The sequence below is a fragment of the Halomonas litopenaei genome, from assembly GCF_017303055.1.
Classification (GTDB): domain Bacteria; phylum Pseudomonadota; class Gammaproteobacteria; order Pseudomonadales; family Halomonadaceae; genus Halomonas; species Halomonas litopenaei_A.
On record NZ_JAEKJT010000007.1, the window covers coordinates 138,980 to 160,624 of the forward strand.

Sequence of the window (21,645 nt, forward strand, 5' to 3'; positions counted from 1 at the left end):
CACTCTCAGTGGCCACTGCACCAAGCATGCACCTCAGTCACCTTCACCAACGCAGGCAGTGTATGACGTCTATTACCAGCATCAAAAATGACATCGCGGAACACGTTATGTGGAACCTCGATCTACAGCACGACTGCATCCGCATCACCAATGATGATGACATCGATGTTTACCTGGCCCATCATGGCAACCAGATCATTATCGAGAGTTTGCTATTCGAAATCGATGCCGTTATTGATTCAGCATCTCTGAACGATCATATACTGCGAACCCATCAACTACTCCCTCTCTCTTCTGTAGGCATCAAGAACATTGGAGGAGTGGATTATTACATTGCGTTCGGCGCGCTCTCCTCAACATCGTCATCACAAGACATTATTCATGAAATTGATGTATTGATGAGCAATATCCCGAAGTTTGTCAGTGCCTATAGTGATCATATTCGCGTCGGAGAGCCCGCATGAGCAACTGGAAAAAACTCTTTACCGCTTTACGTGGTGGTGTCAATGAAGCGACAGAAACTGTCGTCGACAGTCAGGCGATTCGGATTCTCGATCAGGAAATACGAGATGCAAAAATTGAGCTCAGAAAATCTGAACAGGCAATCACCAGCGTCGTCGCCAAGCGCAAGATTGCACAGCAGAAAGCAGCAGACCTCGCTACCTCTATCGAAGAGTACGAACGCTATGCCAAGGAGGCCAATGCCTCTGGCAACCAGAGCCTTGCCCTGGACTGCGCGAGACGGGTCTCCGACATCAGGGACCAGCGAGAACAGGAAGAAGCGCAAGTCACGTTCTTTATCGACTCGGAGCAGAAGCTAAAACAACATCTCTATAAGGCCAAAGAGAATCTTCGCAGCCTTGAGCAACAGGTGGATGTTGTGAAAGCAACGGCCTCCGTGCAGAAAGCCCAGGAGGCCGTATCAAGTCACCGCCTCGGTAGCAACAATCGCATGAAGACGGCTACCGAATCCCTGGTCCGTCTTCAGGAAAAACAGAAGCAGCGACAGGCCGAAATTGAGGCCGCATATGAACTTGGCGCTGAAGAGAACGATCACGATCTTGAAATCAAACTACGAGAGGCGGGCATCAAGAAAGGGGGAGGTTCAGCAGAGGACGAACTGGCGAGAATACTGAAGGGATAGTGCGTTGATTCAGGGAATGACGCTATTCACACGAGCAAGAGAATGGGTGCTTATCCTCGCCAGGCTAATTCGTTGGAAGGGGCTTCTGATTGCCAGTGTTGCCTATCTCTGCATCAGCTGGCTGCTGCTGTGGGTCTGCCAGGAACCACAGCTGACCAAGCCCGATACCTTTTTCTATTGGCTCATGGTGACGGCATCTACCGTGGGGTATGGGGACTACTCTCCTGAGACCGCCGCTGGCAGATGGGTCGTGACGCTATTCATCATCCCCATTGGCCTTATGGGGTTCGGCGTACTTGTGGGTCGAATCATCGGTGGCCTGGTGGCTCACTGGAGAAGGAGCATCATGGGTCTGCGTCCTATCAAGACAGAAAATCACATCCTGGTCATGGGCTGGAATCAGGAGAGAACAGAGAGTCTTCTCAAGTTGCTGATTAGAGAGCGTCCACACCAGGAAGACCATGCTGATATCGTCCTGTGCGTCAAGGAGGAGATAGAGAACCCACTACCCGATCACGTTCATCTCGTCCGGGTAAGCAGTTTCAGTCATCACGAGGATATGGCGAGAGCCTCCGCAAAGGATGCGGCGTGTATCATCATCGATGGACACGATGATGATGCCACCTCCGCAGCTGCCCTCTATATCACCAGCATCAACCCAGATGCCCATGTGATTGCACACTTTAACAACAAGGTGATGGGAAAGCTGATGAAAAGCCACTTCCCTCGCCTAGAGACCATGCCCTCTGTCGTCACGGAGATGTTCGCCAAGTCAGCGGTAGACCCTGGGTCCAGCCGGCTAATTTATGAGCTATTGAATGTCGATCAGGGTATGACTCAGTACTCATGCATCTATGATCAAGATATCGCTATACCGGTACACACGGCCTTTCGTTGGCTGAAACAAGTCCATGACGCGACGTTGATTGCCATCGAAGGAGACGATGGGGATATTCATATCAATCCCTCCTTCGACAATAAGGTGCTGAAGGGCAATCGCATCTATTACATCGCAGATGAGCGGATTTCCGGCGTTGATTGGAGCATCGCGCATGATTAGCAAACTCTTTAAGAGAAGAGGAGATTCGACCAAGCCCCACCCCCATGAAATCATGGGGATCTATATGGGTTCCTCCCTCCACTTTGATGCCACCTTCTTTCGTTTGATCGAGCCATCTCTTATCGTCGAGGGCATGTCGCCCACTCAGATAGTCGAGGCCACCGGCAAGGTGAAACTGGACGAATCATCAGCACTGTACCGCTTCTATACCGACGACGATGGTTTTCTCGAAGTGCTGGGAGACCTGAGCGCCAACACCAACAGTCATAGTGCGGCACTCAGGCTTTGGTATTTCTATCAGACGATGGCTATTGCTAACGACGATGAGTGGAACCAGCTACTCGACCATAACATCAGCTGCACTGAAGCAGAGCTTGACGGGTACCGTTTTACCCCCTCCTGGGCAGGTACAAGCGGCATTAGTCCCCCCGTCGCCATGACAGAGGAGACCTATCACAAGAGCGGCAGCACCACCCACACAGACCAGTTTGCCATGATGTACGAACGAGAGGCCACGGCAGGACGCCAGGAATACCTCTTGAAAATAGCCGAGGAAAAGGTAGTGGATAGACAGCTATCGCGATGCTTCGTCATTGCAACGGGCTTTGACCTTACCGCTGCCCACTTACAGATCAACTAACAGGACGTAACATGAACAGTTTGACGGCAATCCTTCAGTTCACCTTGTACTTTTCCGCATCACTTATCTTTCTGGTCGGCTTCAAGTATGCCTATACCTACATCACTCCTCACGATGAATGGAAGCTCGTGAAGGATAATAAAAACGCGGCTGCCGCTCTTGGCCTTGTCGGCGCCATTATTGGCTTTGCCATTGCCCTGGGTGGTGCTGCAGCCAATTCCATTTCACTGGTGGATTTTCTCTGCTGGGCGATTATTGCGCTCGTTGCTCAGGTGATCGCCTTTACGCTTCTTCGCGTCCTGTTCATGCCCAAGATCGTTCAGCGAATCATCGACAACGAGATTTCTGCTGGCATCGTGCTCTGCGGCGTTTCCATATCGGTCGGCATCGTCAATGCAGCCTGCATGACCTACTAGGAGACCAGCGACATGAAGCGATCACTACGTATTAATCTTGAGCGCATGAGGAAGACAGGCGCCACCCTCCCGCCAAAGCTTACGCTTGCAGCAGCAATCTCTATCACCATGAGCGGCTGTAGCGGTTCTCGTGAATCCGCCTTCTATCAGGATGTTGCAAGCTGCATCAAGCACAATCCCGCTCATGCAGCCCAATGCTCGTCAGCGTATGAGGACGCACTGGATGAAGTCAGTCGCAGTGGTCCTCGGTATCGTCAGATGGCCGACTGCACTGCCGAATTTGGCGTCAATCAGTGTATAGCATCGGATTCTACCCCCCCTTACTACATGCCCAGGGTGGGTGGCTTTCTTTTGCAGGACCCTGACGACGATGACCACTACAACAGTTACTACCATCCTTCTACCGCGGTGCTGGTCTCCCACTCGACAACGTCACCCCTCTACGGACGCTACACCACCGTCGATGGTAGCGACCTGGGACGGCCTAGCGGCGGGCGCTTCAGCACTCCCAAGTCGGTGTTCTCTTCCAAGCCTGCCGTGACGCGCACTATATCACGCGGCGGCTTTGGCTCGTCCGTTGTCGCCAAATCACGCTCAAGCTCTAGTTCTAGCTGGAGCTTTGGCAGCTAGCCCTGGTAGAGCTTATGTATGGGGTATAGGTGTTGGCCAAGGCCTCACGCTGCTGGCGCCACCGTCCTCGAACATCATCACGAATGAAGAGATCAAGCATGTTTCGGGTCAGCATAGAGGAGCGCCCACGTTGGCGGGCGCGCGCACAGGAGTTCGGCTTCGAATTTCACACCATCGATGGTGCTTCCTACTGGGACGAGACGGCCTACTACCAGTTCAGCCTTGAGCAGGTCGAGTCTGATATCGAAGCCCCTACCGAGGAGCTTCACCAGATGTGTTTGGAAGCAGTTGACCGAGTCATCGACAGCGAACGCTGGCTCGATGTGTTCAGGATTCCCACATACGCCAGGGACTGGATCAGAGCATCATGGACGCAACGGGACAAGAGCCTCTACTCCAGGCTGGATCTCTGCTATGACGGCATCAACCCGGCCAAACTGTATGAGAACAACGCCGACACCCCTACCAGCCTATACGAGACAGGCTTTTGGCAGTGGCTATGGCTCGAAGACCAGGTCAACAATGGACACCTCTCTCGCCAGGTCGATCAGTTCAACTCCGTTCAGGAGAAACTCGTCAACCGGTTCCGGGAGCTCTCCTTTGAGCGCCCGGGAGAGGCGCTACATGTGAGCTGCTGCCGGGACAGCAAGGAAGACCGAGGCACGGTTCAGTATTTGCAGGATTGCGCCGAAGAAGCCGGTATTCGCACTCGGTTTGTCTACGTCGACGACATCGGTCTTGGTGAAAAGGGAGACTTCACTGACAGCAAGAGCCAGTGCATTCGCTGGATGTTCAAGTTGTATCCCTGGGAATTCATGTTACGAGAGGAGTATGGCGCTCATCTTCCTCAAGGCAGGACCCAGTGGCTGGAGCCTCCCTGGAAGGCCATTCTCTCGAACAAGGCCCTGCTGCCGATGTTATGGAAACTCTTTCCTGGCCATCCCAATCTATTGCCCGCCTACTTCGAGGGCGACAGCAACGCCAAGGCACTGGGAAGGTTCGTCCGCAAACCTCTCCTTTCCAGAGAAGGAGCCAACATTCAGATCTACGTCGACGGTCAACTGCTGGACCAGACCGAGGGGCCCTATAACGATGAGGGCTTTATCTACCAGCAGTATTGCCCTCTTCCCCGCTTTGGAGACAACCATGTTCTGGTGGGCTCCTGGCTGATCGATGACCAGCCTGCTGGGCTCTCCATTCGCGAAGACGACACGGCTATCACCCAGGATACGTCAAGGTACCTGCCCCATGTCATCACCCCCTGATGCGACCGGTCCTGGCTCTTTCTGTACCCATCAGGGAGTCACGCTTTAACACGTCATGACGAGACATCAGTGCTGTACGTGGCAGGGTACTCCTCAGTCATCAGGATAGAGAGGTATCGCTCCAGGGGCCTGAGTCGCCCTGGAGCCGCCTGCAACTGCCTTCTACAACCACCCCAGGGTCTGCATGGCCTGACTGGCGGGCTCAAGCCCGTAGCGGACACACAAAAATCCGCCGAGACTAAGCGCCAGGGTATAGGGGGCGGCCATCCACACCATCCGTCGGTACGACAAGCGCACCAGCGGCGCCACCGCGGACGTGAGCAGGAAGAGGAATGCGGCCTGCCCGTTGGGCATGGCCACCGAGGGTAGGTTGGTGCCTGTGGCGACGGCGACCGACAGCAGATCAAACTGTTCAGCGCTGATCAGTGCCTGCTGGAACGCGGCCCGAATCTCGCTGATGTAGACCGTGCCAACGAACACGTTATCCGACACCATCGACAGCAGTCCGTTGCTGAGATAGACCCATCCCAACTGCTCTCCCCCGGTATGTTCGAGTACCATGTCGATGACCGGCGCAAACAGGTGCTGCTCGACGATCACCGCGACAATGGCAAAGAACACCACCAGCAGAGCAGTGAACGGCAGCGCCTCTTCAAAGGCATGCCCGAGGGCATGCTCCTCGGTAATACCCAACAGCGAGCTTGCCAGTACGATCACGGCCAGCCCGATCAACCCCACCGACGCCTGATGCTGTGCCAGCGCCACCATCAACCAGGTGAGCACCCCCAGCTGGACCCAGAGTCGAGCGCGTTCACTTACGCCACATCCAGCTCGGTCTTGCCGATCATGTTCGATCAGGATCTGGCGAATCGTGTCTGGGAGCCGCTGACCATAGCCACACAGATGGCGACTCTCCACCAACAGGCAGGTACCCAGCCCAGCCGCCAACACCGGGATGGTCACCGGCGCCAGTCTCAAGAAGAACTCGCCGAAGCCCCAGCCCGCCTGGTCCGCAATGATCAGGTTCTGGGGCTCCCCCACCATGGTCATGACTCCACCCAGGGCGGTACCCATGGAGGCGTGCAGCAGCAGGGAACGCAAGAACCGACGGTACTCCTGCAGCTCAGTGCGACTGATATCGGACAGCCACGTATCGTCAGCGTGATCGTGACTGTCGTGCTGGCCGCGGGCCGATGCGACGCGATGATAGATGGCATAGAAGCCAACGGATACGCTGATGACCACCGCCATGACGGTCAGCGCATCGAGAAACGCCGACAACGCAGCCGTCGTCAGGCAAAAGCACAGCGACAGTACACGCTTGGAGGGAATACCGACCAGAAGCCGGGTGAATAGCTTCAGCAGCAGCGGCTTCATGAAGGTGATACCCGCGACCATGAAGACCAGCAGCAGCAATACATCGAGATTGGCCGAGACCTCATCCATCACGTGGTGCGCATCGGTCATGCCCATGCCGACGGCCTCCAGGGCCAGCAGTCCACCAGGCTGCAGCGGATAGCACTTGAGCGCCATGGTCAGGGTAAAGATGAATTCCGCCAGCAATAGCCAGCCAGCCACGAAGCCACCCAGCAAGAAGAACACTAGCGGGTTGATCACCAGGCAGGCGAGAAGCGAGAGCTTGTACCAGTCAGGGGAAGTCCCCAGGAAATGTCGAAATAGTGCCTGCGGTAACGTCGTCACCATCTGCCGTCTCCTCGTCACACTCACCAGACAGGAGTATGCAAGTAGGCAGCGGCGAGAACTGCGCGTCTGGATCAAGACTTCAGCCTGAACCAAAGGGGTAGCGACTTGTCAGCGCTTAGCCATCGGGATAGCGTGAGATCAGACCCCGCCAATGAGGAATGGAATGTGAAATGGGCCCGCAGCAGCCGCGACAAGATGCACCACCACGCCGATGACGTTGGCAACCTGCTTGTGGAAGGTTTCCACTACCTGGGGCTGTTCGTGATTGGTGGAATGATCGCCTGGGCCTCGGTGGGGACGTTCATCACCATGATCAGCTCTGGGCATGCAAGCGTAGACGACATTCTGCTGCTGTTCATCTACCTGGAGCTAGGCGCCATGGTCGGCATCTACTTCAAGACCAACCACCTGCCGATTCGCTTTCTGCTCTACGTCGCCATTACTGCCCTGACCCGCTACCTGATAGGGGACATTTCCCACCATCCCAAGCCGGATATCAGTCTGCTCTACCTGTGCGGGGGCATCTTCCTGCTGGCATTGGCAGTGCTGGCCGTGCGCTACGCCTCGTACACCTTCCCGTCGAGTCGCCCCATTGATGCGTTGGGCAAGGAAGTGGACAGCCGCAAGTCGGAGTGAGCCCTCCCCCGTCACGCCGTTGACTGCGAACCTACCCTTTGCACATGAACATCGGCCCATGAATATCGGCCCATAAGCATCAGCCCATGAAAAGAAAAAAGACGCCGGAAGCCACTGACGGGCTCCGGCGTCCTTTGGAGATGCAGGGATCTCATCATCCCTTGGCGGCCATCCTCACGAGCGGTCGGTGGATTGCGTCACCACCTCCCACTGGGGCTGCCCCTGTTCCAGCAACACCCGGTCACCATCCGGCGCGCTCTCCAGGCGAGCAACCTGGCGTACACCGTCATACTCCCAGGCCACGTCATAGCCCAACGTCTTCTCGCTGGTATCGTTGACCGTGTGGCAGCGCTGCTCGGTAGTGGTCACCGTCTGCCCGGACTCGATGTGCCGCTGAACCTCTCGGCCGGCAAAGCCTCCGCCGATGGCGCCGGCCACCGTGGCGATCTTGCGCCCGCTACCGCCACCAATCTGGTTACCGACCAGGCCGCCTACGACGGCACCCGCGGCACTGCCCAGGATACTGTGAGGGTCACGGGTGGGTGCCTGACGCGACACCTGCACATTTTCGCAGACCTGGCGCGGTGTGCTGACGGTCTCGGTGACCGGCGTCACCGCGGTAATGTTGGCGAATTGAGGCCCCTGGGGCGCCTGCTGGACCTGCCAGGCACCAAAGGCCAAGCCACCGAGACCGAAGACCGCTAGGGTGGAACCGACAATGATCGACTTGCTCATGCTGTTCTCCTTGCTCCTTCACGAGCACTTATCCCCCGTGATGGGCGTCTTGGCGTAGGTTGATGACACCATCCTAGCCATTATCGAACAGCGTTCGAAGGCTTCTCGGTCAACTTGCAAGGTTTTTGTCGTACTGTCGTCCCGACGCGACAAGGGTGACCCCCACTGGCGACGCCGAGACGACAGCCCTAGAGGACGCCGACTATAGTCCCAGCTTGTCCCGGGTCTCGTAGTACCAGGCGCCGATAGCGGACAGTGGCACGCGCAGCATGCGTCCACCGGGAAACGGCAAATGAGGGAGACCGGCGAAGGCATCAAAGCGCTCATCGCGACCGGTCATCACCTCACTGATCAGCCGCCCCGCCAGATGGGTGCAGGTAACCCCGTGTCCTGAATAGCCCTGGGCGTAGTAGACATTGTCATTGATGACACCGAACTGAGGCAGTCGGTTCAACGTCATCAGGAAGGTCCCGCTCCAGGCAAAGTCCACCTTGGTGGACTTGAGCTGCGGAAAGGTTTTTTCCATCTTCGGACGAATGACAGCCTCGATGTCAGCGGGGTCCTCGCCGCCATAGTTGACGCCGCCACCGTAGATCAACCGGTTGTCGCGGGTCAGCCGGAAATAGTCCAGCAGGTAGTTGCAGTCTTCCACCGCCATGTTGTTCGGCAGCAGCGAGCGGGCCAGGTCATCGCTCAACGGCTCGGTGGTGATGATCTGAGTACCGCAGGGCATGGACTTGGCCTCGAGCTCGGGCATGACGCCGCTCATGTAGGCGTTGCCCGCCATGACTACCCTGTCAGCGTGGACTCGCCCATGGCGGGTCTTGAGCTGTACCGGCTGACCATGCACCAGAGCTTCCACCGGGCTCTGCTCGTAGATCACGCCACCCAGGGACTCAAGCGCCGCCGCTTGCCCCAGCACCAGATTCAAGGGATGCAGGTGACCGCCGGAATGATCGACCAGCGCCCCGCTGTAGCGGTCGCTGCCGACTTCACGGCGATAGCTATCGCCTTCCAGCAACTCCAGCTGATGGTGGCCGTAACGCTCCCACAAGGCCTTGTGTTCACGCAGCCCCTTGAGCTGCTTGTCGTTGCAGGCCGCAAACAGGTTGCCCTCACGCAGGTCGCAATCGATGCCGTACTGGGCAATACGCTCACGAATGATGCGGTTGCCTTCAAAGGCCATGTCTCCCAATGCCCGAGCCGTATCAGCCCCGTACTTGTCCTCGATGACATCCATGTCACGGCTATAGCTGTTGACGATCTGACCACCATTGCGACCAGAGGCACCATAACCGACACGTGCGGCTTCGAGTACGATGACCTTCAGCCCCTTCTCGGCCAGATGCAGGGCGGCGGAGATACCGGTGAATCCGGCACCTACCACACAGACATCACAACTCACGTCATCTGCCAACGCCGGACGCTGGGGACTCTCATTGGCCGAAGCGGCATACCAGGAGGCCGCGTGATGAACGCTGTTGGCTGATGCCGCCGCAGAGGACGTAGAAGCTGACCTGGCCATAAAAACCTCTCACATGGTTATTTTATTCAACATATGATCGCATTCTACGCGGTTAAAAGCGCCAAAACCAACCCCAGCGACATCAAATAATCACCACTCAAAGCTTCCTATATGCATCGAGCCAGGCAATCGCCTGGCTCGATGTCAACGCCGACACACCATCATCTACCTACACCCGAAGCAGTAGATGCTCACGCTCCCAGGAGGAGATCACCTGGAAGTACTCTCGGTGCTCGGCACGCTTGACCGCCAGATAGCTGTTGGTGAATCGCTCCCCCAGAATACCCGCCAGGGCCTCACAGCCATGCAGCAGGTCCAGCGCGGGGCCGATGTCGTCGGGCAGCTTGTTACCGCCCGACCAGGCAGACCCGACCATGGGCGGACGCGGTTCTACCTGGCCCAGCATTCCCAGGTAGCCGCAGGCCAGAGAGGCCGCCATCACCAGATAGGGGTTGGCGTCGGCTCCGGCCAACCGGTTCTCGACCCGGGTCGCCTCCGGCCCTGACACAGGGACACGCAGGCCTACCGTGCGGTTATCCATGCCCCACTCGACGTTGATGGGCGCCGAACCAGAGGTCTCGGTGCGCAGCAGACGCCGGTAGGAATTGACGTTGGGCGCCAGCAGCGGCATGGCAGCGGGCAGATAACGCTGCAGCCCGCCGATGAAATGGTGAAACAGGCGACTGGGCTGACCGTCGTCACCGGCAAACAGGTTTCGACCCGTTGCCGGATCTACCAGGCTCTGGTGAATATGCATGGAGCTGCCGGGCTCGTTGGCCATCGGCTTGGCCATGAAGGTGCCATACATGCCATGACGCAGCGCCGTCTCACGCAGTACGCGCTTGAACATTACGACCTGATCCGCCAGCACCAGCGGATCACCGTGCTGGAAGTTGACCTCCATCTGCCCGGCGCCTTCCTCATGGATCAGGGTATCCAGATCCAGATCCATCGCCTCGCAGTAGTCGTACATTTCCTCGAACAGAGGATCGAACTCGTTGACCGCATCGATGGAGAAGCTCTGTCGACTGCTCTCCTGTCGACCGGTGCGCCCTACCGGGGGCTCGAGGGGGTAGTCAGAGTCGGTATTGGTCTTGACCAGGAAGAACTCGACCTCCGGGGCCACGACGGGCGTCCAGCCTCGCGCTTGATAGAGCTCCAGCACGCGCTTGAGAACGTAGCGAGGCGCCAGCTCCACCGGCTCACCAGTGAGGTAGTGACAGTCGTGAATGATCTGGGCGGTGGGATCGTCAGCCCAGGGGACCAGAAACACCGCATTGGGGTCAGGGACCAGCTCCATGTCCCGCTCGGCGGGATTCCAGAAGCGGATATCCTCGTCGTCCGGGTAGCCGCCGGTCACGGTCTGAATGAAGATCGAGTCCGGCAGGCGCGGCCGACCACCGTTCAGGTACTTGCCCGCGGGCATGATCTTGCCCTTGAGGATGCCGGTGAGATCGGTGACCAGGCACTCGACCTCGGTAATACCATATTGTTTGAACCAGTCGCTAAGCGCTGGGCTTTCCTGGCGGTTACTCATGAGAGTGTTCCGTTGCGTGAGTGTCTCACTCGGTGGCCGAGCCCCGTCCCGGGGCCCGTGGCCGGGCCGACGCCGCGAGGCGCTGAACGCCTCGCGGCAGTGGCATCACCGAGCCTTTACCTCGGACCACAGCTGCTGGAAGGTCTGCAGCTGTTGGCCTGACAGGCTGGGGGTGAAGCGAAGGCGTTCCATATCGTCTTCGGTCGGCTGGGTCGGCGGCTGCGTCAGCACCTCATCGAGGTAAGGCCGCGCGGCCTCGTTGGGGCTTGCGTAATAGTTGTAATTGGACAGCTGAGCGCCAATTTCGGCGTCCAGAATGAAGTCGATGAACTTGTGCGCGAGTTCCGGGTTGGGGGCATCCACGGGAATGACCATGGAGTCCACCCACATCTCGGCACCCTCGTCGGGAATGATGAAGGCGAGATGCTCGAAGGTTTCCGGGTCTTCATCCTTGAAGTACAGATAGTCGCCATTGAAGGACATGCCGACGTGGGTAACGCCCCGCGCCAGCTGCTGCAGCGTCGGCGTGCCATCGGTAAAACCGGAGAAATTATCGCGGTTCTTGGTTTCGATCAGCAGTCTCGCGGCCTGCTTCAAATCATCCAGACTGCTGCACTGGAAGTTGCCTACCAGATAGGCGCAGGCGCTGCCGGTGGCCACCTGGCCGTCCTGGATCATCGAGAACGGATAGTCGCCATTGACCTCCGGATCAAACAGTAATGACCAGCTCTTCGGCGCCTCAGGGAAGGTCTCGGTGTTATACACGATACCGGTGGTGCCCCACTGATACGCCGCCGAGTACTCAGCACCCGGGTCGAAGCTGGGGTCCTTGAACTGGTCCATCAGGTTATCGAAATTCGGGATCAGTGCACGGTCAAGCTTCTGCACCAGACCCGTCTCGATCATCCGCGGAATGTAATAGTTCGACGGCACCACAATGTCGTACTGGGACGTGCCGCCAGCATTGAGCTTGGCGATCATTTCAGGGTTCGAGTTGAAGTAGTTGGTCACGACCTCAACATCGTACCTCTCCTCAAACGCCTCGATGATCTCGGGGTCCATGTACTCGGTCCAATTGAACAGGTACAGCTTGCCCTCTTCGGCCTGAGCGGCTCCCGTGAACAGGACGCTGGCCAAGGTGATGCCGGCGGCGATGCGGTTGCGATAGAGCATGGTGTGGGTCTCCCTGGTGCCCTGGGTCATGGAACAGGTATCGGTTATCGGTCCTTCACGCCTTGCGCCGATTGATGGCAAGGCTGGCGACAGCAGCCAGCGCCACGGCAGCGATCATCAAGGTGGCAATGGCGTTGATCTCTGGTGAGACCCCCTTCTTGATGGCCCCCCAGATATAGATCGGCAAGGTGGCGCTTTCCGGTCCCGAGGTGAAGAAGCTGATGACGAAATCATCCACCGACAGGGTAAAGGAAAGGAAGAAGGCAGATATCAACGCCGGTTTGATGGTCGGCAGCATGAAGTGCACCACCCGCTTGATCGGGGTCGCGTACAAGTCCTTGGCCGCCTCGAACAGGGTGGGGTCGAGCCCCACGAAACGGGAGTAGACAATCAGCGCCACAAACGGAATCTGAAAGGTTACGTGAGCGATGATCATCGTCCCGAGTCCAGGCTTGAACCAGCCGGTCAACTCGTGGAGCTTGACGAAAAAGGCCATCTCGGAGATGCCAAAGACGATATCCGGCAACACGATCGGCAGATAGATCAGCACGATCAACCAGCCCAGCTTGCGATGCCGGTGGCGATACATGCCGTACCCGATCAGACAGCCGATCGCCAGGGCGATCAGTGACGATGCCAGCGCCAGCACCAGGGTATTGCCGAAGGCACTCATGATCTGGTCATTGGCAAACAGCTGGTGATACCAGCGCAGGGAGAAGCCGGTCATGCTGGCGGCGCTATTGGCGGCGTTGAAGGAAAACATCACCACCACAGCCAGCGGCAGGTACAGGAAGACCAGGGTCAACCACCAGAAGCCCGTCAGTCCACGCTTGAGGGTGCGCTTTCTCATATCACCACCTCCTCTCCACCGCCCAGGCGTTTGCCAATACGCCGCATGGCATAAAGCCCAGCAAAGGTTGCCAGCAGCATCAAGATGGCGCCGGCGGCGCCGAGCGGCCAGTTGGAGCCACCCGAGAACTGGTTGGCGACCAGGTTGCCCAGCATCAACGCCTTGCCACCGCCCAGCAGCTCAGGGATCACATACATGCCAAAGGCCGGGATGGCCACCAGTACCACGCCCGCCAGCAGTCCCGGCAATGTCTGCGGAAACACCGCGTGCCAGAAGGCCTTGATGGGCGTGGCGTAGAGATCCTGGGCCGCCTCGACCTGCGCCGTATCCAGTTTTTCAAAGGCGGCGTACAGCGGCAGCACCATAAACGGCAGGAAGTTGTAGACCAGGCCCAGAGTGACGGCGAAGTTCGACGGATACAGGCCCATGTTCGGGGCAATCAGTCCCAACGTTTCGGCGGCAGCCGACAGCGGCGTCCCCGGTGCCAGCAGATTCATCCAGCCAAAGGTGCGGATGACCTGATTGGTCCAGGACGGCACGACCACCAGCAACAGCATGATCGGGCGCCAGCGAGCTCGACAGGTGGTGATGTAGTAGGCGATCGGATAGGCCACGACGACCACCAACCCTGTCGCCACCACGGTCTGCCACAGCGACCTCAACAGCGTATAGAGGTTGCCCGGGCTCCAGCCCAGAAAGCCGAATCCCGCCAGCTGGCGAAAGGACTCCAGCGACAATGGCATCTCGGGCAGTCCATAGGGCCCGTTGGTCATGAAGGCCACGCCCATCAGATAGGCACTGGGCAGCACCAGAAAAAGGATGATCCATGCAGCACCGGGACTGACGGTAAACAGCAGATGCCTGGTCTCGGTCACCATGGCTCGGCTACGGCCGAGCACAGCAGTATCGTTCATGCTCGGTCCCCTCATGCAGCAACGGTCACAAGATCTTCAGCGGCCACCACCAGGGTCACCTCGTCATCCACCTCGGGCAGCCGGTGTCCACGGTTGTTGATCGTGGCCTGGATCGTGGCCGCGCCGACCGCCAGGCGAAACTCGGCGTGACTGCCCCGATACAGGCGTTCCACCACCCTGCCATGCAGGTGATTGGCGCCCTGCTGCGTTCCCGGCAGCACGTCCAGGGTTTCAGGGCGAATCAACAGCAGCTCATCGCTGCCCGCCGTGCCCGGTTCGAGCACCAGTTCGCCCAGCTCGGTGGTCACCCGATCCCCCTCCCGGCGGCTGATGGGATAGAGGTTGTCATGTCCCATGAAGCGCGCCACAAACGCATTGACGGGCCGTTCGTAGACATCACGCGGAGGCCCCACCTGCTGGATCGTGCCTCCGTTGAGCACGGCGATACGATCGGACATGACCATTGCCTCGTCCTGATCGTGGGTCACGAACACAAAGGTCATGCCCAGCCGCTTCTGGACCCTCAGCAATTCCACCTGCAGCTGGCTGCGCAAGCCCGCATCAAGCGCCGACAGAGGCTCATCCAACAGCAGTACATCCGGCTCGCACACCAGCGCTCGAGCCAGGGCAATGCGCTGACGCTGGCCGCCCGACAGCTGATCGATACGCCGGTCGATGAGATCCCCCAGCTGGATAAACTGCGCAATACGCGCTACCCGCTCTTCCCGCTGCTGACGATCGACACCGCGCATCTTGAGGCCAAAGGCCAGGTTCTCGCGCACGGAAAGGTGCGGAAACAGGGCATAGGACTGGAACACCGTATTGACGCTGCGCTGGTGGGGCGGCACGTCGGTGACATCACGCTGGCCGATGGTCAACCGTCCATCATCGGCTTCTTCCAGGCCCGCGAGGATACGCAGCAGGGTTGTCTTGCCGCAGCCAGACGGCCCCAACAGAGTAAAGAATTCTCCCGCCTGAATAGTGAGATCAACGCCATCAAGGGCCACGGTGCTGTTGCCGAAGCGCTTGTGCAGTCCCTGCATATGGATCGACGAGGCGCTGCGCTCTGATCCGCCGTCTGCGGGCCGGTCGTGCTCTGAAGGACCATGCTCTGACAGCTCGTGCTGTGACGAACCGTGCGGTTGTGCAACATGCTCAGCCTCGCCGGAGTCCGCGGGCGTAGCGCTGGAATCACCCGCATGCTGGGTCGCACGCTGAGCGGAAGGTATCTCGGTCATAGGGGGATCCTCGTCATGGTCGGCACATCAGTGAAACGCTGCGGTCGATAAAGCATGACAGTGCGTTGCTACAGCCGATCGCGAAGCTTGTAGAAATGTGTGGCGAGCAACAACAGCGGCGTCCTCAAAAGACGACCGCCAGGGAAGCGGCGATGGGGCATGGCAGCAAAGACATCGAAGCGCTCGCTCTGGCCGGCAATGGTTTCCGCCATCAGCTTGCCGGCCAGGCCGGCCATGGCCATGCCATGTCCAGAGTATCCTTGCGCGTAGTAGACGTTGGCCGCTACACGCCCGAAGTCCGGCGCCCGATTGAAGGTGATGGCGACGTCGCCACCCCAACGGTAGTCGATCTGAACATCGTTGAGCACGGGAAACAGACGCCGAATCTTGCCATCAATGCGTGCCTCGAGCCCGCGTGGAGGGCGTCCATCGTAGCTGACCTCGCCGCCATAGATCAGGCGACGGTCCGCCGACAGCCGATAGTAATCCAGCACGAAGTTGGCATCGGACAGCGCATCGTTACGGGGCAGCACCAACGCGGCCTGCTCTTCACTCATGGGCGCGGTGGCAATCATGTAGTTGGCGCAGCGCATGACCCGCCCGCTCAGGCGGGGCAGCAATGCATCGCCGTAGGCATTGGTCGCGACCACCACGCTGTCTGCGGTGACCTGCCCCTGTGGCGTGAGCACCCGCGCTGGGGTGCCCTGCTCGATCGACGAGACCGGACTGAAACCGTGGAAGACGGCCCCGGCCTGCTGCGCTGCACGGGCGAGACCCAAGGTGTAGTTGAGGGGATGGAGATGGCCCGCTTCCGACTCCCACAGGGCGGCCGGATAGGCGTCGGTCACCACATGCTCCTTGAGTGCGGCACCCTCGCGCCATTCAAGCGCACGGTAATCGTACTTCCGTGCCATGGTGTCCTGGTGCTCGCGCAGCTCGCGAACGTGGCGCGGTTTCACCGCTGCATGCAGGTAACCCCAGGCAAGCTCGCAAGGAATGTCATGCTGCTTAATGAGGTCAGCGGTCAGACGAACCGCCTCGCGACTCATCTCCCAGATATCCCGTGCAGCCGATAGCCCAAGGGCCTGCTCCACGGTACTCATGTCGGTGCCAAGCCCCGGCAGGATTTGCCCACCACTGCGACCAGAGGCGCCGTAGCCGACCTCCTGAGCTTCCAGGACCACCACCTTGTAGCCACGCTCGGCCAGATGAAGTGCTGTCGAGCAGCCGGTAATACCCGCACCGACCACACAGACGTCCGCATGCACCTGGCCTTCTAGTGCCGGTGTCGGCGCCAGCTCCACCTTGATGGAGTCGCGGTACCAGGAGGCCGCCGCGGACGAGGAAGAATCTGTCATGGGAGAATCCGTGTTGGTTGCGTAAACGCTTGTTGTTATCGAATCTCACACCTTTTTAGCAAGGTGATGACGACAGTGTGCCATTTTTTCGCCACCAGGCGTCAAGTATCCAATAACACAAACCTACTAACCCTAAGGTCAGTAATTCCTAACGCATGGCCATCCTGATGGCCTTGACGAACATGTCTCCAGCTACGACACCTAGACTTTGCGCTTCTGGCTTCATATCGTCCCGGACGACCAAAAGACATCGTTAACGCGTCGGTCATACTGTTATGCAGCTGGCAGAACTTAGCACCATCAAGGTAAAAAAACTCGACACCTGGTCCAGGCCCAATACGCTCACATCGCCATCATCAACGATGAGCGACGAAGCAGACTAGCAGAAATACGCGAGCACACAACGCACGCCATCATCAGGGCTCTCGCGCTGATTGGGCTTCGTGCCCCAACGCCTCCAGAAAGACTTCCAGCACGCGATGCGGACGCCGATCACGGCGAGTGATGGCGACGAACGGCGTCTCGTAGGCGGCCTGTGCCGGGCAAAGCTCACGCAGCCGCCCCTGGGCCACCCAGATCTGGGCATGGTGGTCTGGCAAGTATCCCAGGTAGGCCCCGGTGAGGATAAGAAAGGCCGCACCCTCGCGGTCGGATGCGGTGGCGCTGGCCTTGAGCCCCTGATGGCGCTCGCGGCCGTCATCCGGGAGAGGATAGGAAGGCACCACTGCGTCCCAGTCGGTGAGTGCGTCCAGCGCCACGTCCTTTGCGTCGAACAAGGGGTGCCCTCGACCGCAGTAGAGCCCGGAACGCTCGCTGTAGAGCGCATGACTGTCGAGACTGGTGGGAAGATTGACCGCCGGAACCACCCCCACATGCAGGCGGCCATCCAGCACCCCCCTGGCAATCTCTCCCGGGGGATCCATATGCATATTGATGCGCACATCGGGGCCCTGGGTCTTGAGGCTGGCCAGGGCATGGGTAATGCGCATCTCAGGCGAGCTGACCAGCGTGTCCGTGATGCCGATATTCAGCTCACCACGAAGGCTGTGATGCAGCGCATTCACCTCGGTGCGAAAGGCTTCGAGCCCCGACAGCAGACGTCGTGCTCCTTCCAGAACCTCGCGGCCCTCCTCGGTCAGCGCAAAGCCGCCTCGGCCGCGGCGGCAGAGTTTAAGCCCAAGACGCTTTTCCAGATCCCCCATGTGCAGACTGATGGCCGACCGACTGATGCCAAGCTCGCTCTCGGCAGCGGAAAAGCCGCCGCACTCGGCCACGGCCTTGAACACCCGCAGCAGGCGGATATCAAAATCCGTGACTGGCCGCTGTCGGCTCACGGCGTCTGCTCTTGCGGCTGAGACTCGGTGGGACGCTGGCGGCACTCAGGACAGTGAGGGTCGCGGCTCAGCCGGTAATGACGCCATTCACCGGACAGGCCATCAAAGGTAGCAAGTCCCTGGTGCGCCTGCCCCGCTCCCGCCAGCAGCTTGACCGCCTCAAGGGCCTGAAAACAGCCGATCACCCCTACCAGGGGGGAAATCACGCCACTCTCGGCGCAGGACAGCGCCTCATCCTGCTGGTCGTCCTGGGGGTAGAGGCAGGCGTAGCAGGGACTCTGCTCCTGGCGCGGATCAAATACCGCCAGCTGGCCAGAGAACCGAATCGCCGCCCCGGACACCAGCGGGACGCCGGCCGCCACGCTGGCGGCATTGACCGCATAGCGACTGCTGAAACGATCGGTGCAGTCCACGATGACGTCGACCTTGCTGGCCAGGGCAGCGAGGGCGGCGGTATCGAGATGCTGCTCGACGATATGCACCTGACAGCCCTCGTTGAGCGCCGTGGCAGCCTCTGCGGCAGAGCTCGCCTTGTTGCGTCCCAGGTCTGCCTGACGATGGGCGATCTGGCGCTGCAGATTGGACAGCTCGACACTATCGGCATCGGCGATGGTCAGCTCGCCGACTCCGGCCGCGGCCAGGTACAGCGCCACCGGAGACCCCAGCCCTCCGGCCCCGACGACCAAGGCATGACTGCCGAGCAGGCGCTCCTGCCCTTCGATGTCGACCTGAGGCAGCATGATCTGGCGGCTGTAACGCAGCAGTTGCTGATCATTCATGGCGCGGTCACTTGTCCTCGAATTCTGCGATGTCCGGCACATGCAGGGCGAAGTCTTCCTTCACCTCCTCCATGACCACGTAGCTCTTGGATTCCTTTACTCCGGGCAGCGTCAGGACCACATCGCCCAGCAGCTGGCGATACGCCGACATTTCCGGAATCCGGCACTTGAGAATGTAGTCGAACTGACCGGAGACCAGGTGGCACTCCTGGATCTGCGGCAACTTTGAGACCGCCCGGCGAAACTCATCGAAGACGGCGGGAGACTGTGTCTCCAGACTGATCTCCACAAAGACCAGCAGGTTGGCCTTGAGCATGCGCGGATTGAGAATGGCCTTGTAGCCGCGGATAACGCCGGAGCGCTCCAGGCGCTTGACCCGCTCCAGGCACGGTGTGGTGGACAGCCCTACCTGAGCGGCGAGGTCCACATACGACACACGGGCATTGTCCTGGAGGCAGCGAAGGATCTTGAGATCAATACGATCAAGGGAACGGTTCTTGGTTTTCATTGTGGTCCTGATGATCTAGCGGCAGGGACAGTGAGCTGGAAAGATCGACCAAAAAAGACCTGACAAAGAGGCATTTCACAACAATCTCTCGCGCCCCGCCGCGCGGTGGCAACGTATTTTTCTGATTATCAGTATCACAGCCCTCTGACGGACTCCACCCCGAGGTTCAACGCAGCGGCCGCTTCAGCGCACCACTATCCCCGTGGGGACCGCCGTCATTCGCGCCTGTCCTGCCGCTGGGTCCAAGCACGGCGGAGCGCTACGGCAACCACTGCCCAAGCGTCACTCGCGAGTGTCCTGCCAGATCCCGAAGACTGCTGGCATTGGCATAGCCCAGTGCGATCAACTGGTCGCGCACCGCCGTCGCCTGGTCGAAGCCGTGCTCCATCATCAACCAGCCTCCAACCGTAAGGTGCTCTCGCGCCTGGTCGGCAATCGTAAAGAGGTCCGCTAATCCTCGGTCGGCGGCCACCAGCGCCGAAGCCGGTTCATAGCGCACGTCTCCCAGGTCCAGATGAGGGTCATCCGGGTCAATATAGGGAGGGTTGGAGGCAATCAGATCAAAGCGCTCGCCCGCGACAGCCGTAAACCAGTCGCTCTGCTGAACGCGGACCTGCAGTCCGTGACGACGCGCATTGCGCCGCGCCAGCCCCACGGCATCCACAGACAGGTCTACCGCGGTGACATGCCAGGCCGGGCGCTCGCTGGCAACCGCCAGGGCGATGGCCCCGGTACCGGTGCCCAGGTCGAGAAAACGGCCGACGTCAGCCTGCGCCTTTTCCAGCGCCGCCGTGACCAGGGTTTCGGTATCGGGACGGGGGATCAGCGTGCTTGGCGCCGTCTCCAGCGTCAGTCCCCAGAACTCTCGCTCGCCGGTCAGGTAGGCCACCGGGGTGCCCTGGGCGCGGGCAGCGACCAGAGCCTCGAAGCGCGCCCTTGCCAGCGGTTCCATGGGGCGGTCGCCCCAGGTGTAGAGCCAGGTGCGATCGACCCCGAGCACCTTCATCGCCAGCACTTCCGCATCCAGCCGCGCAGTGGGGCTGCCAGCGGAGGCTAGCCTCGCCCCCGCGCGGCCCAGCAACAGGTCGATGCGCATCAATGCTCCTGCTGCAGCGCTGCCAGCTGTTCTGCCTGATACTCATGGATCAGCGGCTGGATCACCTCATCCAGCCCTTCACCTGATACCACCTCACCGAGCTTGTAGAGCGTCAGGTTGATGCGGTGGTCGGTTACCCGCCCCTGGGGGAAGTTATAGGTGCGAATGCGCTCACTGCGATCCCCCGACCCGACCAGCGAACGGCGGGCATCGGCCTGCTCCTGCCGCTGACTGTCCTGGGCGGATTGCTTGAGCCTGGCGGCCAGCAGTGACATCGCCTTGGCGCGATTCTTGTGCTGACTGCGCTCTTCCTGACATTCCACGACCACGCCGGTGGGCAGGTGGGTGATACGGATGGCAGAGTCGGTGGTGTTGACGTGCTGACCGCCCGCACCGCTGGAACGAAAGGTATCGACGCGAAGATCGGCAGGGTTGATATCGATATCGGAGACCTCGTCCGCCTCCGGCATCACCGCGACGGTGCACGCCGAGGTATGGATACGCCCCTGGGACTCGGTGGCGGGAACTCGCTGTACGCGGTGGGCCCCGGACTCAAACTTGAGCCGTGCATAGACTCCCTCGCCCTTGACCCGCGAAATGATTTCCTTGTAACCGCCCTGCTCACCGTGGCTAGCGCTGACCACTTCGACCTTCCATCCCTGGTTTTCGGCGTAGCGGGAGTACATGCGAAACAGGTCACCGGCAAACAGCGCCGCTTCGTCACCGCCGGTGCCGGCACGCACCTCGAGAAAGACGTTACGTCCATCATCAGGGTCCTTGGGCACCAGCAGCTGCTTCAGCTCGACCTCGAGCGCCTCGAGTCGCTCAAGCCCTTCTTCGCGCTCCAGCTGAGCCAGCTCACGCATATCGGCGTCGGCGTCCTCGGCCATCTGCTCGGCAGTCGCCACGTCCTCTTCGATGCTGCGATAGCGCTGCCAGGCCTCGACCAGAGGCTCAAGCTCAGCGTATTCACGAGAGTAGTCACGAAAGCGAGCCTGGTCGCTGATCACATCGGGCTCTGCCAGCAGGGCAGAGAGTTCCTCGAAGCGGTCGACGAAGGCATCGAGGCGCTCACGCAGGGAAGCTTTCATCGGTTATTCCTT

General features: G+C 59.5%; 22 protein-coding genes. 8 read left to right on the plus strand and 14 right to left on the minus strand.

Translation table 11 applies throughout. The features are described from left to right. Positions 1-62 precede the first annotated feature (62 nt). The 7 genes from JF545_RS14940 to JF545_RS14970 all read left to right on the plus strand — a co-directional run bounded on the left by JF545_RS14940 (position 63) and on the right by JF545_RS14970 (position 5,155). Complete coding sequence (locus tag JF545_RS14940; RefSeq protein WP_206943373.1) at positions 63-464, plus strand: DUF2170 family protein; 402 nt, start codon at positions 63-65, stop codon at positions 462-464. After that, the gene (locus JF545_RS14945; protein WP_206943374.1) at positions 461-1,144 is read left to right on the plus strand and encodes a PspA/IM30 family protein; all 684 of its coding nucleotides are present in this window, start codon (positions 461-463) and stop codon (positions 1,142-1,144) included. The genes JF545_RS14940 and JF545_RS14945 overlap by 4 nt, the downstream gene beginning before the upstream one ends. Positions 1,145-1,190: 46 nt before the next feature. Next, complete coding sequence (locus tag JF545_RS14950; protein ID WP_206943375.1) at positions 1,191-2,204, plus strand: ion channel; 1,014 nt, start codon at positions 1,191-1,193, stop codon at positions 2,202-2,204. Next, entirely contained in the window at positions 2,197-2,844 is a 648-nt protein-coding gene (locus JF545_RS14955) for a YjfK family protein (RefSeq protein WP_206943376.1), read from the plus strand. The genes JF545_RS14950 and JF545_RS14955 overlap by 8 nt, the downstream gene beginning before the upstream one ends. Before the next feature lie 11 nt (positions 2,845-2,855). Further along, positions 2,856-3,260: a DUF350 domain-containing protein gene (locus tag JF545_RS14960; RefSeq protein ID WP_206943378.1), complete on the plus strand. Its 405-nt coding sequence runs from the start codon at positions 2,856-2,858 to the stop codon at positions 3,258-3,260. 108 nt (positions 3,261-3,368) lie between these two features. Then, positions 3,369-3,890 carry a DUF1190 domain-containing protein gene (locus tag JF545_RS14965; RefSeq protein ID WP_206943379.1) on the plus strand — a complete coding sequence of 174 codons (522 nt, stop codon included), beginning with the start codon at positions 3,369-3,371 and terminating at the stop codon, positions 3,888-3,890. A gap of 98 nt (positions 3,891-3,988) precedes the next feature. Then, positions 3,989-5,155: a glutathionylspermidine synthase family protein gene (locus JF545_RS14970; protein ID WP_206943380.1), complete on the plus strand. Its 1,167-nt coding sequence runs from the start codon at positions 3,989-3,991 to the stop codon at positions 5,153-5,155. Between the two features lie 162 nt (positions 5,156-5,317). On the opposite strand, the gene nhaB is transcribed toward JF545_RS14970, so the two are convergent. Next, entirely contained in the window at positions 5,318-6,859 is a 1,542-nt protein-coding gene (gene nhaB, locus JF545_RS14975; RefSeq protein ID WP_206943381.1) for a sodium/proton antiporter NhaB, read from the minus strand. Between the two features lie 165 nt (positions 6,860-7,024). Between nhaB and JF545_RS14980 the strand changes: the two genes are divergently transcribed. Next, on the plus strand, positions 7,025-7,495 hold the full coding sequence (locus tag JF545_RS14980; protein ID WP_222486148.1) for a phosphate-starvation-inducible protein PsiE: 471 nt from the start codon (positions 7,025-7,027) through the stop codon (positions 7,493-7,495). A 174-nt stretch (positions 7,496-7,669) separates the two neighbouring features. Here JF545_RS14980 and JF545_RS14985 read toward each other — a convergent pair whose 3' ends face one another. The 13 genes from JF545_RS14985 to prfA all read right to left on the minus strand — a co-directional run bounded on the left by JF545_RS14985 (position 7,670) and on the right by prfA (position 21,633). Then, positions 7,670-8,230 (minus strand): glycine zipper 2TM domain-containing protein, encoded by a 561-nt coding sequence (locus JF545_RS14985; protein WP_206943382.1) that lies wholly within the window; start codon positions 8,228-8,230, stop codon positions 7,670-7,672. A 202-nt stretch (positions 8,231-8,432) separates the two neighbouring features. Next, on the minus strand, positions 8,433-9,755 hold the full coding sequence (locus JF545_RS14990) for an NAD(P)/FAD-dependent oxidoreductase (RefSeq protein ID WP_206943383.1): 1,323 nt from the start codon (positions 9,753-9,755) through the stop codon (positions 8,433-8,435). Positions 9,756-9,924: 169 nt separating this feature from the next. Beyond that, positions 9,925-11,292 carry a glutamine synthetase family protein gene (locus tag JF545_RS14995; RefSeq protein WP_206943384.1) on the minus strand — a complete coding sequence of 456 codons (1,368 nt, stop codon included), beginning with the start codon at positions 11,290-11,292 and terminating at the stop codon, positions 9,925-9,927. A gap of 105 nt (positions 11,293-11,397) precedes the next feature. Beyond that, positions 11,398-12,465 carry an ABC transporter substrate-binding protein gene (locus JF545_RS15000; RefSeq protein ID WP_206943385.1) on the minus strand — a complete coding sequence of 356 codons (1,068 nt, stop codon included), beginning with the start codon at positions 12,463-12,465 and terminating at the stop codon, positions 11,398-11,400. A gap of 55 nt (positions 12,466-12,520) precedes the next feature. Beyond that, on the minus strand, positions 12,521-13,315 hold the full coding sequence (locus JF545_RS15005) for an ABC transporter permease (protein ID WP_206943386.1): 795 nt from the start codon (positions 13,313-13,315) through the stop codon (positions 12,521-12,523). Then, on the minus strand, positions 13,312-14,229 hold the full coding sequence (locus tag JF545_RS15010; protein WP_206943388.1) for an ABC transporter permease: 918 nt from the start codon (positions 14,227-14,229) through the stop codon (positions 13,312-13,314). The genes JF545_RS15005 and JF545_RS15010 overlap by 4 nt, the downstream gene beginning before the upstream one ends. A gap of 11 nt (positions 14,230-14,240) precedes the next feature. After that, positions 14,241-15,467, minus strand: coding sequence for an ABC transporter ATP-binding protein (locus tag JF545_RS15015; RefSeq protein ID WP_206943389.1), 1,227 nt, complete (start codon positions 15,465-15,467; stop codon positions 14,241-14,243). Positions 15,468-15,535: 68 nt separating this feature from the next. Further along, positions 15,536-16,825: an NAD(P)/FAD-dependent oxidoreductase gene (locus JF545_RS15020; RefSeq protein WP_206943391.1), complete on the minus strand. Its 1,290-nt coding sequence runs from the start codon at positions 16,823-16,825 to the stop codon at positions 15,536-15,538. Positions 16,826-17,241: 416 nt separating this feature from the next. Then, positions 17,242-18,159 (minus strand): LysR family transcriptional regulator, encoded by a 918-nt coding sequence (locus tag JF545_RS15025; RefSeq protein ID WP_315901005.1) that lies wholly within the window; start codon positions 18,157-18,159, stop codon positions 17,242-17,244. Next, positions 18,156-18,938, minus strand: coding sequence for a HesA/MoeB/ThiF family protein (locus JF545_RS15030; protein ID WP_206943395.1), 783 nt, complete (start codon positions 18,936-18,938; stop codon positions 18,156-18,158). The genes JF545_RS15025 and JF545_RS15030 overlap by 4 nt, the downstream gene beginning before the upstream one ends. A gap of 7 nt (positions 18,939-18,945) precedes the next feature. Then, the gene (locus JF545_RS15035) at positions 18,946-19,446 is read right to left on the minus strand and encodes an Lrp/AsnC ligand binding domain-containing protein (protein WP_206943397.1); all 501 of its coding nucleotides are present in this window, start codon (positions 19,444-19,446) and stop codon (positions 18,946-18,948) included. Positions 19,447-19,705: 259 nt separating this feature from the next. Next, positions 19,706-20,542: a peptide chain release factor N(5)-glutamine methyltransferase gene (prmC, locus tag JF545_RS15040; protein ID WP_206943399.1), complete on the minus strand. Its 837-nt coding sequence runs from the start codon at positions 20,540-20,542 to the stop codon at positions 19,706-19,708. Continuing rightward, positions 20,542-21,633, minus strand: a complete 1,092-nt coding sequence (gene prfA / locus JF545_RS15045) for a peptide chain release factor 1 (protein ID WP_206943402.1) — start codon at positions 21,631-21,633, stop codon at positions 20,542-20,544. Before prfA ends, prmC begins: the two co-directional genes overlap by 1 nt. Positions 21,634-21,645 lie beyond the last annotated feature (12 nt).

What these genes read in the sequence shown, in the direction of transcription:
- JF545_RS14940 (WP_206943373.1), top strand. Translation starts at nt 63, where the DNA reads ATGACGTCTATTACCAGCATCAAAAATGACATCGCGGAACACGTTATG.
- JF545_RS14945 (WP_206943374.1), top strand. Translation starts at nt 461, where the DNA reads ATGAGCAACTGGAAAAAACTCTTTACCGCTTTACGTGGTGGTGTCAAT.
- JF545_RS14955 (WP_206943376.1), top strand. Translation starts at nt 2,197, where the DNA reads ATGATTAGCAAACTCTTTAAGAGAAGAGGAGATTCGACCAAGCCCCAC.
- JF545_RS14960 (WP_206943378.1), top strand. Translation starts at nt 2,856, where the DNA reads ATGAACAGTTTGACGGCAATCCTTCAGTTCACCTTGTACTTTTCCGCA.
- JF545_RS14965 (WP_206943379.1), top strand. Translation starts at nt 3,369, where the DNA reads ATGAGCGGCTGTAGCGGTTCTCGTGAATCCGCCTTCTATCAGGATGTT.
- JF545_RS14970 (WP_206943380.1), top strand. Translation starts at nt 3,989, where the DNA reads ATGTTTCGGGTCAGCATAGAGGAGCGCCCACGTTGGCGGGCGCGCGCA.
- nhaB (WP_206943381.1), bottom strand. Translation starts at nt 6,859, where the DNA reads ATGGTGACGACGTTACCGCAGGCACTATTTCGACATTTCCTGGGGACT.
- JF545_RS14985 (WP_206943382.1), bottom strand. Translation starts at nt 8,230, where the DNA reads ATGAGCAAGTCGATCATTGTCGGTTCCACCCTAGCGGTCTTCGGTCTC.
- JF545_RS14990 (WP_206943383.1), bottom strand. Translation starts at nt 9,755, where the DNA reads ATGGCCAGGTCAGCTTCTACGTCCTCTGCGGCGGCATCAGCCAACAGC.
- JF545_RS14995 (WP_206943384.1), bottom strand. Translation starts at nt 11,292, where the DNA reads ATGAGTAACCGCCAGGAAAGCCCAGCGCTTAGCGACTGGTTCAAACAA.
- JF545_RS15000 (WP_206943385.1), bottom strand. Translation starts at nt 12,465, where the DNA reads ATGCTCTATCGCAACCGCATCGCCGCCGGCATCACCTTGGCCAGCGTC.
- JF545_RS15005 (WP_206943386.1), bottom strand. Translation starts at nt 13,315, where the DNA reads ATGAGAAAGCGCACCCTCAAGCGTGGACTGACGGGCTTCTGGTGGTTG.
- JF545_RS15010 (WP_206943388.1), bottom strand. Translation starts at nt 14,229, where the DNA reads ATGAACGATACTGCTGTGCTCGGCCGTAGCCGAGCCATGGTGACCGAG.
- JF545_RS15015 (WP_206943389.1), bottom strand. Translation starts at nt 15,467, where the DNA reads ATGACCGAGATACCTTCCGCTCAGCGTGCGACCCAGCATGCGGGTGAT.
- JF545_RS15020 (WP_206943391.1), bottom strand. Translation starts at nt 16,825, where the DNA reads ATGACAGATTCTTCCTCGTCCGCGGCGGCCTCCTGGTACCGCGACTCC.
- JF545_RS15030 (WP_206943395.1), bottom strand. Translation starts at nt 18,938, where the DNA reads ATGAATGATCAGCAACTGCTGCGTTACAGCCGCCAGATCATGCTGCCT.
- JF545_RS15035 (WP_206943397.1), bottom strand. Translation starts at nt 19,446, where the DNA reads ATGAAAACCAAGAACCGTTCCCTTGATCGTATTGATCTCAAGATCCTT.
- prmC (WP_206943399.1), bottom strand. Translation starts at nt 20,542, where the DNA reads ATGCGCATCGACCTGTTGCTGGGCCGCGCGGGGGCGAGGCTAGCCTCC.
- prfA (WP_206943402.1), bottom strand. Translation starts at nt 21,633, where the DNA reads ATGAAAGCTTCCCTGCGTGAGCGCCTCGATGCCTTCGTCGACCGCTTC.